The sequence below is a fragment of the Paenibacillus sp. Y859 genome, assembly GCF_056786405.1.
On record NZ_JBXCIZ010000025.1, the window covers coordinates 1 to 16,829 of the forward strand.

Consider the following 16,829-nt stretch of genomic DNA (forward strand, 5'->3'; position numbering starts at 1 on the left):
GCATCGCCTAACACCGCATTCCTACTGTGGGCATTCGCCCTTGATCGCCAAGGGGGATTTCAGAGAAGTTAATTCAGGCGATACATTCAACCAGCTAAGTCTGACGACCCGTTCCCTTCGGTCACTTAAGCTGCTTGAACGTCAGGAATGCACAACGTTAGGCGAAAGACCAGTAACAAGTAACAAAACGACAATTGTGAGATCACACACGAAAGGCGGATTTTAAATGAAAAACATACTAATTGGTAATGGGATTACGATACAATTTGGTGGAAGTGATTACTTAAATTCTAACATTCTGCAAAGAGTAGTGAACAATATTAAAAAAAAAACTTTTCCGAAGGAAATATATCCAATGGAACTTGAGCAATGGATTCAGTATCTATTTAGTCAATTGAATAATATTCTTGATGGAGTATATGATCTTTATGTCGTGACTGAAAATGATAACATGGCACTTTCAGATTTTAAACAAAGATACAAAAATAGAAACTGGTACACAACATTTCATTCTCTTGGATTTGAAGATTATTTTTTTATACATAACTTAGTCTGCATTAAAAATGGTGTTGTAAATCCAGAGAAATATAATACTAGGGAAGCATTAAGAGTATCTCTATTAGATTCTATATACAACTCAGGTAAAATAAATATGATTCATAAAAATTATCCTCTTGGATTAAGAGGTTATTTTCAAGAATATAATAATATATTTACAACAAATTATGATAATAATATTGAGGTTTTTAGTGATAGGGAAGTTTATTATTTACATGGAGCATTTCATATTTTAGATGATGTTTATAACCCAGATAGTTTAAGAAATCAGCTTAGTGATAGACCGCTGGATAGTGCGATAATTGTGTCGGGATATGATCATTTGTATTCTAATGCATTGACAACTTACTCAGGGGAAACAAAAGATTTTATTATTAATATGCGAAAGTCAGCGAATATAGCGATTTCAAAATTTGTGGATGGTGTGCAAACAAAACCCGAACTTATGTCTGAAATTGAAGAGTGGAAAGAATCAGATAATCAAATTGTTAGGAATATGTATGAATCAATTATGGTGAAACTTGAGAATCCGGAAATGTCTTTTTCAGAATATGATGCTCTTCAAAAGTTTTCTGATATTGAAGGTACAATCACAATATTGGGTCTTTCGCCTAACAATGATAACCACATATTCAAAGAGATCCTGAACAACCAAAAAATAGATGAAATAATCTACTACTTTTATGATGAGTCTGAGGGAAATAGAGTTAGAAATCTGTTTGGAAATAAAAAAGTAACGAGAAAAGATGTGAAGAAATTTTGGAAGCAGTTCTAAGAAGCTGATCCTTCGCCTAACAAAACATTCTTGCTTCGTCGCTATTGCTCCTCGGTCGCCAAGGGGATTATCAGAGAAGTGTAATCAGGCGACACATCCAACCGGCTAAGTGGCAGAGCCACCCGGACCTTCGGTCCTTAAGCCGCTCGAACGTCAGGAATGCCAAACGTTATCCGAAAACCTCGATATTTAAAATCTATAAGAAAATTAAAATTATCTTGTTTGGTATCTTGTTTGGTAATGTAACTGAGGTATTACAATACTAGCTTTTTTAACAACTTATGAATTCTTCACATAAAATCAAATAATAAATTATTACAAATACTGAATGTGAATAGATTTAATCAAAAAAATAGTTGAAGTAGCACCAAAAAAGATTGATAAATAAGGAGCTGATTATTATGAATACTTGGATAAATAAGTATCATGATTGGAAAAAGAGACATCCACAATTGGTTATCTATTATCTGGTAACTTTTGTTGCCCTTTTACTTTTATTACTATTTAACTCTTCTGTTAAAGTAGGAGAAGTTATTGGAAATATTATTTGGGGGTGATTAATAATCAAAGAAGATTCACCCTAATAAAAACCATAATCAACCTATTAAGAACTGAAGAACTCCGGGAAAACTATTAATTATTTGGCTTTAAAATTATTATCCAATTGATTTATAGGCAGATGTTAAAGGGCTATGAGATTTTTGAAGGAAGATTCGAAGAGGTCGAGGTCATCGGATAACACAGCATTCCTACGTCGTCGCATTCGCTCCTCGATCGCCAAGGGGATTTTCAGAGAAGCGGAATCAGGCGACACATTCAACCGGATAAGTCTGACGACCCGTTCCCTATGGTCACTTAAGCCGCTTGAACGTCAGGAATGCCAAACGTTATAGGAAATCAGCGTAAGAGTAAAAAATGAAAAAGGACTTTTATTCATCAATTAAAATTAAGGGTAGCACAACAAAACATAAAGGACAGGAGTTTAAGGTAAATGTATCGATATGTAATTTCTTTTTTTCTTGCGCTTATGATATTAACGGGTTGCGAAAAATCAGTGGAAGATGAAATTCAAAATGGTAGGACGATTAATAGTATAGAGGAAAAAGTAACAGAAGGTATCGATACAACTATCAATGATGCAGACGAAACAACCCAAGAGAATATCAATAAAGATGAAATAAAAGCGATACAGGATGCTCAAGAGTTCATTGAAGTTATAAAGGATAAAAACGCAGAAAAATTAAGATTGCTTCTTGATGATATGCTGCTTCAGACAGAAGGAGTAAAGAAAATAATTGAAGGCTTCGAAGGCAACTTTGATCTGAATACTCTAACAGTCCATATCAATTACGATGGCTTTGCAATGAATCCCTCTTTGGGACAGTATGAATTCAATCTGAAGGATATTAACACTAATGAAGACAATGTTGAGAATTCGTTGATAATTCTCTACAAAGAAGATGGTGGTAAATCCTACCGTAATTCCTATGTCAGGTATTTTCCTTATGCGGAAGAAATGGTCACTCATTATTTAGACCTTATTAAGAAGGAAAAGGCGAACGAACTAGCACGTTTTTTAAACCCAGACGATATTGAGGTTCCGATTTGGGTCGCTGAAGATGTTATTAAAAACTACAAAGATTATTCTGATGAAAAAAACATAAACCTTCAATATTCACGCAAGTTTATATTCGTGATCAAAAACGCGGAGGGTAATGAGCATGTAATCGAAGTAATTTACGGTGATGGTTTAATGAGTATAAAAGATGACTTTATTCCAGATTTTGATTTCTGAAAGCAAGATAACGACTACGTAAGTACTGTAGGTATTTCAAGAAGTCGCTGACATCCGATAACAAAACATTCCTACGTCATCGCATACGCTCCTTGGTCGCCAAGAGGGATTTCTGAGAAGTAAATTCAGGCGACACATTCAAACAGCTAAGTCTATGACCCGTTCCCTTCAGTCACTTAAGCCGATTGAACGTCAGGAATGCACAAACGTTATAAGAAATCCGGGGTAAAGACATTTGTTATTGCTTAGGATATTTCAATGAAGTAGATTTGAAGTGACATGCTACTAGGGTTTATCCAGGAAGCAAATTTGAAATGACATTGTACTGAGGCATTTCAAAGAAGTAGATTGAAGTGACGTTTTCTGAGGCATCTCGAAGAAGTAGATTTGAAGTGACGTTTTGCTAGAGCTTTTCGGAGAAGTGATTTATTAAAGAATTAATGAGAATATTCAAAGAAGCCCCGGACATCTTATAACAATGCATTTTTGCTTCGTCGCTAACGCTCCTTGGTCGCCAAGAGGTATTTCGGAGAAGTGGAATCAGGCGACACATCCAACCGGCTAAGTGGCAGAGCCACCCGGACCTACGGTCCTTAAGCCGTTTGGACGTCAGAAATGCGCAACGTTATCGGAAACCCCTGCGAAAATAATATTATTGAGAGGACTTTCTTAGATGTATTATATAAAGAACATAAACCGAGAAGAAGTTGAAGTGTATTGGAAGTTTAGATTAGAAGCACTGAGAATGAATCCAGAAGCATTCGGAGCTTCTTATGAAGAATCGGTACATATTCCGATATCTGAAGTCCAAAATAGAATAAAAAATGAGAGCGACAATTATATATTAGGAGCATTTAAAGAAGATAACCAAATTGTAGGTATGATCGGATTTAGAAGAGAACAAGGAATTAAAATTAAACATAAAGGGATGATTTGGGGAGTTTACGTATCCCCGGAATACCGAGGCAAGGGAATTGCTAAAGAGCTATTAGAAGAAGTAATTAATAGAGGAAACAGATTAGAAGATTTGAAACAAATAAACCTATGTGTTGTAGCTTTAAACAGAGTAGCGATTGAGCTATACAAGAAGTTGGGATTTGAAACATATGGCATAGAGAAGAATGCCTTAGAATACAAAGAACAAGGATATGATGAGGAATTAATGACTTATTTTTATAAGTGAATTCAAAGGAGGCAGGGGCATCCGATAACACCATGTTCCTGCTGCAAGGCTAACGCCTTTTGGTCTGCAAGAGGGATTTCAAGGAAGTGAATTCAGCAGACACACCTGCACCGACTAACCGCATCGCGGTCAGCCCTAACGGGCTTTAAGTCGGTAAGGCGTCAGGAACATAAATACGTTATACGCAATTGGGGCGAAAGGAAGATGATTGATTATAATGGAGGACTAATATGACTACATGGTTAATTCCAATAATAAATCCAGGACCAGCTAGAACGTATCTGAATAGTTTTACAAATCATATTTTTGTTTATGAATATGAACTTCAAAATGGTCATTGTAACTATTTTCTAGGCTCAGCTCATTTAGACAACTTGGGAAGTGAAGAAAATAAGAGAGCAATTTATAGGGGACAAGCATTAATTAAATTATTTAATTCAATACAAAGACTAACTGAAAGTTATTTACTATATTTTGATTCCAATAAAATTATTTTAAATCAGAGGGAAATTATTTTAGATAAAGATGAAAATATTGCATTAGAGGAACTTTCAGACCCATTTGTAAATAGAACTCTTAATAAATACAAATATAATAATATTTATGATGATTACTTAGACTTGGCGGCCAATGATTATTTGGTAAGAAATGTTCTTTACTTCTTAGAAGATGCATTCAACTCATCACAATATTTTTATATAAATGTCTATAGAATAAATGAAACGATTGAGAATGATTGGCCAGAAATAAAGGATACTGGGTTTAATTATTCTGTACGAGTAAAGGATTCACACAGCTTTTTAAACGCGGGCAATGTTAGAGGGTATATGAATAATTTTATTCTTTCAGGATTATTTTCTAGACATGGGTATACAACAGTAAAAGATCCAACCAAGTTGCAGTCTATTATGACACCACCTCCAGTAGAAGAAACAAAACGAAATCTTCTAACATTAGTTAATGGTTGGTTAAATTTTAAGTTGGATAGTTCCATGCTTAAATATAAGAGTGTATGTAAAGAAGCCTAAAGATACTCCTAAGGTATTTCGAAGACGGCCCCAACAGGCATATAACATTGTGTTCTCGTATCGGGGCATTCGCCCCTCGGTACGGCCGAAGTTAGATGTGATTCGGAGAGGCATTTCAGTAGAAGAAAGTAATTCAGCCAGACACATCCGCACCACCTAACTGCATCGCGACCGCTCATTCCGTTCTCTTAAGGCGGTGGGACGTCGTGAACACGGAAACGTTATAAGAAATCTCTGCAAAGAATTTTAAGAACTAGTATCTAAATGAGGTGTATGAAAATGAATAATAATCAAGACCAAAGATATTATTTTGAGCCCGATTCTAAAGATGCAATAATGTTTGAGAGACTTTATCTTCATAGCTTTGATGCTAATCTTTTTTTTAAAAAGTGGAGTGATTTTGAAAATAAGAATTTAAGTACTGCTGATGATTCTTTAATTAGAAAGTCAATAAGAGAGGTAATGACTTTTTTTAACCCAATAACACTACAGGGTTACTATAATATCCCTACTTGGACCTATGTATATAGCAGAGGACATAAGTTCTATCGTGTCAGAAAAATTTCTGACAATGTAAGAGATATTCCGCCGAAGGAAATGTCTTCTTGGGGAGATCTTTGGAATCCTCCTGAACAATATGTGAAAGACTACGGAAGGCTGAATTATCCAGCAGAGTCCCTTCTTTACACGTCTGCAGATTATCCTATTCTTGCTATTAATGAAATGAAACTACAAGAAAATGAACCTTTCGCATTAATAACATACGAAGCGAAGGAAGATATATTTGTAAGTATTATTGGCCATAACCAGGAACGAAACTATCTCACTGATGAAGAAAATGATAATTTAAAAACTTTAACTGATTTTTTTAAGGATATCTTTACTAAAGAAGTTTCGGATAGTAATAAGTATCTATACAAGATTTCATCTAATCTTATTAAGGAATGCTATACATTTCTCGATAATTCACGCGATGGTTGGGTATATCCCTCCATCGCGAATAAAAAGGGACATAATGTTTGTTTTAATCCTTTAAATGCTAAAAACAAGTTAGAAGTAAAGGGAGTAGAATTATGTAAAGTAGAAAAAGCACATGGATTCTTAATCAACTATGTGTTAGATGATCTTACTGAGAGCTCACAATTTACTCAACACTTAATCGGAAGTCCGAACCAATTAAGTAAATATCCTCATATCAATACGTTTTGATATGAATGTTATCGCAAATTCAAAGAAAGCAGATACTCCTTATAACATAGCATTAACGCATATGTACTCTATACGAGTCTCTTGATCGCTAGAAGTGTTTTCGGCGAAGTTGAATCAGGTGACAATCCCTTCGAACCTAACCGCGACGCGGCTGCCACGTTGGGGCTTAAGGTTCTCTGGTTCGTGAATGCTAACACGTTATAAGAAATCTCCACAAACATAAAAAGATATAATACTCGAATCTACTTACACAAGGATAGTCAAGGAGGTAGGAATGATCTATTTAAAAGAGGAAGATACGAAGAGACTCAAAGAATTAGGATTTAAACCACCCTATGAATCTGAAGATGTATATGCTTATCAATATTATAGTTATAAGAATACAGAATGGAGTATAGGTGGGAGGATTACTGGTGAAGATTTAATTCTTGCACCAGATGAAGTTTATAAAGAAGGCATAAGATTATATACAATAGATGAAATATTTGATTGGATACACATAGAAGGTTATGGGATGAAACTAATTAAGAATATTGGATCAGGATTTAAATTAATAATTTCTGATAAAAACGAAAAAGAATATAAGGGAAGTGGAGGAACACTTACAAGAGCAATATTTAACACTATGGAAAAACTATTAATGACAATTAACAAAGAAGATTTATAAAAACTTTAAGAATAATGTATAAGTTTAATCAATGAAGGCGGGGACATCTTATAACACAGCATTCCTACTGCGGGCATTCGCCCTTGATCGCCAAGAGGAACTTCAGAGGGGGGAATTCAGTCGATACATTCAACCAGCTAAGTCTGACGACCCGTTTCCTTCGGTCACTTAAGCTGGTTGAACGTCAGGAATGCCAAACGTTAGACGAAAGACTTGTAATAATTACAGGGTATTAAGTTCAAAAGAATGTAATAAAGATCAAAAGCGATGAAATCAAAAGATATATGTAATAAGTAAATGCCATATTGCTTGATACTTGCAATTATGAAATATAAAGTAACATTCAAACTTTCAGTAAGGCATAACATTACAATGAAAGAGGGTGAATGCGAATCAAAAGAAAAATTATATTATACATATTACTTCCAATCATTCTCGTTACTTGCGTGATAGGGTATGGTTGGTACTGGGCGTTTTACGATATGAATAGGTTCACTGGTGGTGAAATCATTTCACAATCAACTTCACCAGTAGGTACATATACAGTAAAGGCGTATCTTTCCAGCGGTGGTGCAACAACAGGTTTTACTGTTAGAGGGCAACTCATCTTTAATAAGAGTTCAAAAAAGCCAAGAAATATTTATTGGAATTATAAAGAAGAAACTGCGGACATCACTTGGTTAGATGACGATACAGTTAATATTAACGGTCATATTTTGAATCTACCAAATGATAAATATGACTTCAGAAGGTATTGAAAATATATCGCTACGAACAATGCCTTCAACAATTTGAAAATACTTGATGTATTTGATCAATGACATTTGTTTGTGAATTCAAGGAGTCAAGTCCATCGTCTAACATCATATCTACGCTGCGGTTCTTATGAACCTTGGTCTGCAAGAGGGATTTCTAGGATGAGGATTCAGCAGACAACCCTGCACCTCCTAACCGCGTCGCGGCCAGTCGCTTTGCTCCTTTAAGGTGGTGAGGATTCGTAGATACCCAAACGTTATAGGAAATCAGCGAAAAACTATAAAATGCAGGAGTGATTACAATCAAATTCATTTTAATATTTGGACCCCAGGCCGTTGGAAAGATGACAGTTGGTCATGAACTAACGAAGATTACTGATTTGAAATTGTTTCATAATCACATGTCGATTGAGTTATTTCATCCTTATTTTGGTTTCGGAAGTGAAACATGGAGGTTAGCTAATCTCTTACGAAGAGAGTTTTTTGAATCATTTTCTAATAGCAATCAATATGGTCTTATATTTACCTATGTATGGGGATTTGATCTTCAGGGAGATTGGGATTTTGTAAGACAAACCTGTGATATTTTTGAATCAAAAGGTGCAGAGATATATTCTGTTGAACTTGAGGCAGATATTGAAGAAAGATTAGAACGGAACACAACTCCTTTTAGACTTGAACAAAAGCCAACAAAAAGAAATATTGAACAATCTGAAAAAGATTTATTAAAAACCATGGAAAACCACAGGCTGAACTCTAGCCAAGGGGAAATTTTAAGAGAAAACTATCTGAGGATTAATAATACAAATTTAAGTGCAGAAGAAGTGGCAAAATCGATTAAAGAAAAATTAAATTTATAATGTGATCTATGAAAGTTAATCGAAGAAGACGCTGACATCCTATAACAATGCATTTCTACATCGTCGCTGTCGCTCCGTGGTCGCCAAGAGGAATTTCGTGGAAGCCAATTCAGGCGACACATTCAACCAGCTAAGTCTGACGACCCGTTCCCTACGGTCACTTAAGCTGCTTGAACGTCAGGAATGCCAAACGTTAGGTGAAATTATCGCTAGAGACATTAAAGATAAGGAGTCATAAATTATGAATTTCATTTATCGGATACTTGCAAACCATCACAAAGTTATGATTTGGGGAAGCATAACTTCAATAATAATTATTATTTTTGTTGGTGTAACAATCGATATTCAGGTTCCTTTTAATAGTTGGAATGTTGCAAAGGTTAACTATACTTTGACCAAACTTACAGAGCTAAGCACCGGTTTTATTATGAGTGCGTTATTTTACTATTTTGTTGTATTTATTCCGGAAATAAGAAAGAAAAAAATTGTTAGTTCTAGAATTAAGTCTTTATTGGATGGAGTCATTATTAATCATACTAGAATTTTAAACAATTTGATTAGCCAATTAAATAATCAAGTTAGTAATGCTGTCTTATATCAACAACTAAATAATGAAGAAGATTTTAAGGAATTACTGATGAAACTTGATAACTTGCGGGAAATAGATCCTGAAAAAACAATAATATTAATAGATCATTGGTACCGGTATTCTTTAGTTATTGAACAATATCTTAGAAAACTATTGAACTACTATAAAGAATATTTAGATATTGATGGTCTAGTTTTTATTGAAGAGTTATTAGAATCTCTCCATTTTAAGAATATTCAAGATTTTCCGTATTTTCTTAAATGGTCGCCAGATTCAAAACTAGCTAATATATCAGATACCTTTTATAAGTTTGACAAAGAGATACGAAAGATCGATAAAGTAATTTGTTAGTGAATGCGAAGAAGGCGATAACATCACCTAACAAGGCATTCATACTGCGGGCATTCGCCCTTGATCGCCAAGAAGGATTTCGAAGTGGATTAATCAGGCGATACATTCAACCAGCTAAGTCTGACGACCCGTTCCCTTTGGTCACTTAAGCTGCTTGAACGTCAGGAATGCGCAACGTTAGGTGAAATCCCCTAAAGGCTTAAAAAGTGGATACTAAAGGAGATTCTATGAAGCGAACGATAATGATTAGCGATATTCATGGGTGTATCGATCAATTAAATCAGTTATTGCATATTATCAAATACAATTCGAAATATGATCAGTTAGTTTTGCTTGGTGATTATGTAGATAGAGGGCCTAACAGTAAAGAAGTAGTTGATAAAGTAATCGAATTAGTAAGTAAGCATAATGCTATTGCATTACGAGGCAATCATGACCAACGTTTAGTTGACTTAATAAATAATGATAGCAAATTGATTAGATCAAAATTTATAGAACATGGAGGAATACAAACCCTTCAAAGTTATTGCAATATTAGTAATGAAATCTCTGATGAAATCATGAACCGGGCGAAAGATACAATTAATACATTTTTTAGTCATCATATTGACTTTTTAAGTAAACTACCTTTATATCACGAAGACCATGATCACATTTATGTTCATGCAGGATTGAATCCCAATTTTATTGATTGGAAGAACCAGCCAGAACACGATTTTATGTATATTAAGGATGAATTCATTCGATACATTTTTAAGAATCTAAATAAAAGAGTCATTTTTGGACATACAAGAACAATAGATATCCACGGTACATCGAATATTTGGTTTAGTGAAGACAAGATAGGTATTGATGGCGGATGCGCATATGGAATGCAGTTAAATTGTTTAATTTTCCAAGATGGATCCTATATAACGGAACAAATATTGAACTGTTGAAGTGATTCAAGGAAGTGGGGGACATCACCTAACAGAACATTCCAGCTTCGTCGCTGATGCTCCTCGGTCGCCAAGAGGGTTTTCGGAGAAGTAGATTCAGGCGACACATTCAACCAGCTAAGTCTGACGACCCGGACCTACGGTCCTTAAGCTGCTTGAACGTCAGGAATGCCAAACGTTATGTGACATTGCTCAAGTACATTTTTCAAGGAGGTAACTGACATGTGGGCTGATGTGCTTGATGAACATCAAAAAATATTTCTTAATTCGTTATTTATATCTGTGCCTCAATTAGATAACGTCAACATTCTAGAATTAAAAATTGAATATGGAGATAGTGTTTCAATAAGGTTTGATCTACCTGATTATGCAGAAAAACCACCTCAAAAATGGACGAATCAAGGATACAATACAGTTCAAATTTAATTGGACTTTTCTGATGTGTTTAAATTCGACATTCAATTAAATAGAAATTCAAATATCGATAAACTCTTAAATAACGTTGAAATCTATAAAGATGAAGAAGAGACGATTAATATCAAATTCGACGGATCTTTTAAAGGAATAATTAAAGCGAAGTATGGATTTATCCAATCAATTCAGGGATACATAAATGGAACTAATTAAAACCTTGTTGGTATCTCAACGAAGGAGCAACGCCACATAACATGGTATCTACGCTGCGTCGCTACACTCCTTGGTCTGTCGAGGATTTTCAAAGAAGTAGAATCAGCAGACAACTCTGCAAGGCTAAGTGGTGGAGCCACCCAGTCGCTGCGCTCCTTTAAGCCTTTCAGGTTCGTAGATACACAAACGTTAGTACGCCAAGAAGTTTGGCACATCTTACAAGGTGAAAGTCCTTGTGGGGCAAGGTCTAACCAACTACCCCTATCGAGTGTTGCGCTGACACAGGTAACTGCTAAGTGAAGTGTACACAGAGAACCATGTAGGCCATAAGGAGATGTACCTCCTGAAGCATATTCAGCCTCGTCAATGCAGTTTGGGAAACCAAACAAAGAACAGACGACAACGTGTTTAACGTCACGGAAGTCCAAGCAAAGGAACCGTTAATAGAAGCCCGCAATACGAATCTTCTTAGAATGAAAGGTAAGGTTCTGGAGGGTCTGTCGGGGTCAAAGCACGTGGCATGCATGGAGAGATGAGTCAGGAACTTGGGAGGTCCCTAATCGCTCCTAGTCCAAGGAGTAGGTAGGCTGGACAATCGAAAAAGAGGAAAGTTAATGGCGATTAGGGAGTTCGGATTCATTCATAGTACTCCGAGATCGGGAGAGCCGATTACATGGGGAAGGGATGGACAAGAATATGAAGCTTGTAAAGGAAACCTATGCCGGACATGTAGGACTGGAACACCATAGGCAAACCTCACTGCAGGGAATAGCAAGGAAGGCAAGAAGAAATCAGACACACCGATTTGGAAACGTCTATGGGTTACTGCACCGAGGAACACTACGCCAAGCTTTTCATCAACTTAAGAAAAAGGCAGCGGCAGGTGTCGATCAGGTCACATATGAGTCGTATGCAGAAGATTTGGATGCGAATGTTGTCCAAGTGGAGGAACAACTCAAAGATAAAACCTATCGGGCAAAGTTGGTACGTAGAGTCTACATCGAAAAAGGGAATGGAAAGAAACGACCCCTGGGCATTCCTACAGTTTCGGATAAAATCGTACAAAAAGCGAGTGCGGAAATCCTAGAAACTATTTATGAAACGGAATTTCTAGCAAGTAGCTATGGGTACCGACCAAACACAGGAGCCCAAAAATCCGTCAAAGATCTCAGCCATACGTTAAGCTATGGGAAATACAGCTACATCGTAGAAGCAGATATATCCGGATTCTTTGAAAATATTGACCACGAATGGATGCTACAGATGCTCAGTCAAAGAATAGCTGATCAACCCTTTCTGAGACTCATTAGGAAATGGTTAAAGGCAGGAATCCTAGACACCGATGGGAAAATAAAACATCCAATTACCGGATGCCCACAAGGTGGAGTCATCAGTCCAGTCTTGGCGAATATCTACCTGCACTATGCACTAGATCTTTGGTTCGAGAAAGTCGTAAAGAAGAGCTGTGAAGGAGAGGCATATATCTGTAGGTATGCAGACGACTTTGTCTGTGCTTTTCAATATCGAGGGGATGCCCAACGTTTTTTCCGAGCACTGGGAGAAAGATTGAAGAAATTCAAACTGGAACTTTCGGCAGAGAAAACACACATCATCAGTTTCTCACGGTTTCGACAAAAAGAGAATACAACGTTTGAATTCCTAGGATTTGAATTTCGGTGGGGAAAGTCACGGAAAGGGAAAGATAGCCTGAAGCGACGAACATCCCGAAATAAGCTAAGGAAATCAATCGTGGTATTCAAAGAATGGTGCAAAGAAAACCGGAATAATCGGATACGAAACCTGATCCCAAAACTAAACAGAAAACTTCGTGGCTACTATAATTATTATGGACTCATTGGAAATTACAAGAGTCTGAGCCAGTTTCATATGGCAATGATGAAGATTCTGTATAAATGGCTAAATCGAAGGAGTCAGAGACGGAGCTTCAATTGGGTAGAATTCTCACCCTTATTAAAAAGGAACGGGGTTATAACCCCTCGAATAGTAGAGTCAAAGCATATCCAACTACAGTTTGATTTCTAATGCTGACGTACAAAAGCGAATGTTCTTGAAGAGCCCGGTGCGGTAATTCCGCACGCCGGGATCTGTGCGGGGGACGTCAGGTAACTGGCGTTTCTACCGTGACTAGGAAATCAGCGAACATCATTAAAACCCTCATTAATACATTGAACATCTAAGGTGTGAAGCTATTCACCTAAAGCGCAGTTTACTTGAAAATAGTCAAAAAGTGTAGATGAATGAACTAGAGGAATTTATGATTGCGAACCAAGAATAGTTAACTGTAGCATTACTGGAGGATGAAGAATGATGTTGAAGGAAGATACTACGAGATTATTAAATATATCATTTCACATTCTCAGCCAATTTGGCTATTTGTTTACTTTGTATTTATTCTCGTCTAATTACGAGCAATTACCATGGTATGATCCTGATTATTATAAGTATTTTCATTTAATGATAACATTGCCGATACCTATGCTCCTTTCACTTTTTATAGGATATATTATAAGAAGAGAATCTACACTCAAAAAATATATTCAAGCGGTATACCCTATAGCTTACCTCATAACTGTTACCTATATGACTAACAATGGAATATTTGGGATGCCTCATAGTGAAATTGGTGGTTTAATCGTATTTATCTTGTATACCCCGTCAGTGTATTTTCTACTTCTGGACATTAAAAGAATGAAACGAGTTTTGTACTAACGAAACACGATTTCAAGATAACTTAAAGTGGGGCTATTCAAAGAAGACGCTGACATCATATAACAATACATTCCTACATCGTCGCTGTCACTCCTTGGTCACCAAGAGGGATCTCGGAGAAGCGGATTCAGGGGACACATTCAATCGGCTAAGTCTGACGACCCGTTCCCTTCGGTCACTTAAGCCGCTTGAACGTCAGGAATGCGTTACGTTAGGTGAAATCCCCGTAAATCATTAAATCTATAATATTAAGTCCATACAAAGGAGCTTAAATAATGAATAGAATGACTCGTGATAAAGCCATGCAATATGCTAAGTATCGATTACCCTTTTCAACAGAAGCGAGTAAATATGTTATTGATATAGCGAATGTAGGTCAAGGTGTAGTTGCCGATATTGGTGCAGGAACTGGACTTTTGACAAAACATTTTGTTGGTAATGTAAAGAAGGTATTTGTAATAGAACCTGATTTTGAAATGCGTGAACTTGCAAAGGAACTGATTGGGGAAAGAGAGGATGTAGAATTCCAAGATGGATTAGCTGAGAATACAAATCTGCTTGCACATTCTATAGATCTAGTTGTAGCAGCCAATGCTTATCATAGATTTCAACCAGAAAGTACAATTAAAGAATTTAAAAGGATACTTAAACCTAATGGAATGTTAGCTGTTTTTTCATATTATGATGACTCAAATTTTTTCAGGAATACATTGCGAGTATGTAACGATGAACAATATGTTAAGCGATTGACTGAGTCTAGGCACACAAAACCAGTTCAATATTTCTTTGGAGACTCAACACCAAATAGATATTTGTTTAAACAAGAGCATAATGAGACATGGGAAGAATATTGGGGGGCAGTTATCTCTAGCATGGAATCACCGGATGAGAGAGAGGAATGGTTCGTAATATTTCAAGAAGCACATAAACAACGATTCAATGATTTGGCAAGAGATGGTGTAATTACAGTAATGTACGATACAGAAGTGTGGCTAGGACAACCAAAATATATATAAGATCCTATGCTTGAAATTCATTGAAGCCGGGGACATCATCTACATCGCATTCCTACTGCGGGGCATTCGCCCCTTGGTCGCCGGAGGCATTTCGAGGAAGAAGGATTCAAGCGACACATTGATTTCCCTAAGATAAGAGCTATCTAAGGGAAATCGACGTCGTGAATACAAAGCGTTGTACGACATGGGCATAGAGGTATAAAAACACAAAATAAAAAGGGGAAGGCATACTCATGAATATTGTTAGCACTCTGGAGCATTATGAATTGCTGATTGATGAGGGTAATGATCCACTACAGGATCCTCCATTATTACAAGCTCATATGAACAAATGGGATGGTCCTATGTTTTTCGATGCAGTAAAGGCTAAAAACAAAACCGTATTAGATGTTGGGGTTGGAACGGGTAGGATAGCCAAATGTTATACAAGATTCATGCAAATAAATTAAAAGGAAGTGTAGTTTATGGAGACAAACATAAATGAAATAAGAGGTGGTAATGTAAGACTTGGTGTATCGGGATTAGGAGGCTGGTTAATTTTAATTCAAATGGGTCTTTACTTGACCATTATCGGATTAATCATTCAAATAATTGGATATAATCTATACTCATTTACAGATGAAACTTGGCAGTTACTGACCTCAGAAGGCTCGTCACTGTACGACCCATTATGGAAGCCGACAATTATATTTGAAGCAATTTATAACATTTCATTTTTCATTTTTAGTATTTATATTCTAGTTCAGTTTTATAGAAAAAAATCAATTGTTCCACGACTAATGATCATGTTTTATTCGCTAAGTTTATTTATTGGTATTGTTGACTACATATTATTGCAGCAAATTGCTATTGCTAAGGAACTAGAAAATGGAAGCTCGATAAGGGATATAATTAAATCAGCTATAACGTGTATCATATGGGTAGCATATTTTCTTAAATCAGAACGGGTAATGAATACATTTATAAGATAACTCAAATGAGGGCATCAACTCGTTTGGGACGCAGTTTTAAAAAGCTACCGCGTCGCGGCCGTCCTTTGGGCTTAAGTCGGTGAGGGTTCGCAGATGCCCAAACGTTATAAGAAAAGTCCGAATCTTTGAAACAAGGAAGGCATTTTCTTAGGGGGATTATATGAAGATAATAGGTATAGTTGCTGCTTGGGAGCCTGAGTTACAATATTTATTTGAACAGTATCCTCCGATATCCCATGCACAAATAGGTGCGTGGACATTTTATCAATATCAAAACTCGGATTTGTCTATTATTTCAGTAGTATCAGGAGTTGGTAAAGTAAAAACTGCAAGTTGTGTTCAATTGTTGATAACACAGTATAAACCCAGTGAGATTTACATGACTGGAATTTGTGGTGGATTATCAGAAGAAATTAGTGGAGGCGACATCATAGTAGCAGAGCAAAGTCTTCAGCATGATGTAACGGATGCTAATTCCTCGATTGATCCTAGAGATGAATACCTTGGCAGAAGTAGTATAGTAGATTCGTCTGATAGACTTGTTCAAATGTTCAAATCATACCTGGGTGACGCATATCCCAATGTTCATTTCGGAAAATTTGTCTCTGGGGATCAGCGCATTAGAGAAGATTCTATTAGTAATAAATTGAGGGAAGACTTCAATGCAATAGCGGTCGATCAAGAGATAGCAGCGTTTGCTCATGTAAGCTATTTAAATAGTATTGATTTCTTAGGATTGAAATCTGTATCTGACAAAGCAAATAATAATACAGCAAA

At 36.3% G+C, this 16,829-nt stretch carries 20 protein-coding genes; all 20 read left to right on the forward strand.

Going from position 1 to position 16,829, the window contains the following annotated elements; all coding sequences use genetic code 11:
* Positions 1-226: hypothetical protein (locus AC1TO8_RS23465; RefSeq protein ID WP_482058002.1), on the forward strand; the 226-nt coding region annotated here is incomplete at its 5' end.
* On the forward strand, positions 227-1,333 hold the full coding sequence (locus AC1TO8_RS23470) for a hypothetical protein (RefSeq protein WP_482058003.1): 1,107 nt from the start codon (positions 227-229) through the stop codon (positions 1,331-1,333). It abuts the gene before it with no gap.
* Between the two features lie 401 nt (positions 1,334-1,734).
* Positions 1,735-1,890 carry a hypothetical protein gene (locus tag AC1TO8_RS23475; protein ID WP_482056481.1) on the forward strand — a complete coding sequence of 52 codons (156 nt, stop codon included), beginning with the start codon at positions 1,735-1,737 and terminating at the stop codon, positions 1,888-1,890.
* A gap of 135 nt (positions 1,891-2,025) precedes the next feature.
* Positions 2,026-2,226 carry a hypothetical protein gene (locus tag AC1TO8_RS23480; RefSeq protein WP_482058004.1) on the forward strand — a complete coding sequence of 67 codons (201 nt, stop codon included), beginning with the start codon at positions 2,026-2,028 and terminating at the stop codon, positions 2,224-2,226.
* Positions 2,227-2,324: 98 nt separating this feature from the next.
* On the forward strand, positions 2,325-3,128 hold the full coding sequence (locus tag AC1TO8_RS23485; protein WP_482058005.1) for a hypothetical protein: 804 nt from the start codon (positions 2,325-2,327) through the stop codon (positions 3,126-3,128).
* A 673-nt stretch (positions 3,129-3,801) separates the two neighbouring features.
* Positions 3,802-4,311, forward strand: a complete 510-nt coding sequence (locus AC1TO8_RS23490; RefSeq protein WP_482058006.1) for a GNAT family N-acetyltransferase — start codon at positions 3,802-3,804, stop codon at positions 4,309-4,311.
* A 230-nt stretch (positions 4,312-4,541) separates the two neighbouring features.
* Positions 4,542-5,339, forward strand: a complete 798-nt coding sequence (locus tag AC1TO8_RS23495; RefSeq protein ID WP_482058007.1) for a hypothetical protein — start codon at positions 4,542-4,544, stop codon at positions 5,337-5,339.
* A 279-nt stretch (positions 5,340-5,618) separates the two neighbouring features.
* Positions 5,619-6,548 carry a hypothetical protein gene (locus AC1TO8_RS23500; RefSeq protein ID WP_482058008.1) on the forward strand — a complete coding sequence of 310 codons (930 nt, stop codon included), beginning with the start codon at positions 5,619-5,621 and terminating at the stop codon, positions 6,546-6,548.
* Between the two features lie 274 nt (positions 6,549-6,822).
* Entirely contained in the window at positions 6,823-7,215 is a 393-nt protein-coding gene (locus AC1TO8_RS23505; protein WP_482058009.1) for a hypothetical protein, read from the forward strand.
* A 386-nt stretch (positions 7,216-7,601) separates the two neighbouring features.
* Positions 7,602-7,973, forward strand: a complete 372-nt coding sequence (locus AC1TO8_RS23510) for a DUF5412 domain-containing protein (protein WP_482058010.1) — start codon at positions 7,602-7,604, stop codon at positions 7,971-7,973.
* A gap of 299 nt (positions 7,974-8,272) precedes the next feature.
* Complete coding sequence (locus AC1TO8_RS23515; protein ID WP_482058020.1) at positions 8,273-8,830, forward strand: DEAD/DEAH box helicase family protein; 558 nt, start codon at positions 8,273-8,275, stop codon at positions 8,828-8,830.
* A gap of 97 nt (positions 8,831-8,927) precedes the next feature.
* On the forward strand, positions 8,928-9,068 hold the full coding sequence (locus tag AC1TO8_RS23520) for a hypothetical protein (protein ID WP_482058011.1): 141 nt from the start codon (positions 8,928-8,930) through the stop codon (positions 9,066-9,068).
* A gap of 3 nt (positions 9,069-9,071) precedes the next feature.
* Entirely contained in the window at positions 9,072-9,770 is a 699-nt protein-coding gene (locus tag AC1TO8_RS23525; RefSeq protein ID WP_482058012.1) for a hypothetical protein, read from the forward strand.
* 227 nt (positions 9,771-9,997) lie between these two features.
* Complete coding sequence (locus AC1TO8_RS23530) at positions 9,998-10,708, forward strand: metallophosphoesterase family protein (RefSeq protein WP_482058013.1); 711 nt, start codon at positions 9,998-10,000, stop codon at positions 10,706-10,708.
* 222 nt (positions 10,709-10,930) lie between these two features.
* Positions 10,931-11,134: an Imm50 family immunity protein gene (locus AC1TO8_RS23535; protein WP_482058014.1), complete on the forward strand. Its 204-nt coding sequence runs from the start codon at positions 10,931-10,933 to the stop codon at positions 11,132-11,134.
* Positions 11,135-12,019: 885 nt separating this feature from the next.
* A complete protein-coding gene (gene ltrA, locus AC1TO8_RS23540; RefSeq protein WP_482058015.1) occupies positions 12,020-13,378 on the forward strand; it encodes a group II intron reverse transcriptase/maturase in 1,359 nt (452 codons plus the stop codon).
* 962 nt (positions 13,379-14,340) lie between these two features.
* Positions 14,341-15,081, forward strand: a complete 741-nt coding sequence (locus AC1TO8_RS23545; RefSeq protein WP_482058016.1) for a class I SAM-dependent methyltransferase — start codon at positions 14,341-14,343, stop codon at positions 15,079-15,081.
* Positions 15,082-15,314: 233 nt separating this feature from the next.
* Positions 15,315-15,530, forward strand: coding sequence for a hypothetical protein (locus AC1TO8_RS23550; RefSeq protein WP_482058017.1), 216 nt, complete (start codon positions 15,315-15,317; stop codon positions 15,528-15,530).
* 15 nt (positions 15,531-15,545) lie between these two features.
* Positions 15,546-16,052: a DUF2569 domain-containing protein gene (locus AC1TO8_RS23555; protein ID WP_482058018.1), complete on the forward strand. Its 507-nt coding sequence runs from the start codon at positions 15,546-15,548 to the stop codon at positions 16,050-16,052.
* A gap of 160 nt (positions 16,053-16,212) precedes the next feature.
* Positions 16,213-16,829: phosphorylase family protein (locus AC1TO8_RS23560; RefSeq protein WP_482058019.1), on the forward strand; the 617-nt coding region annotated here is incomplete at its 3' end.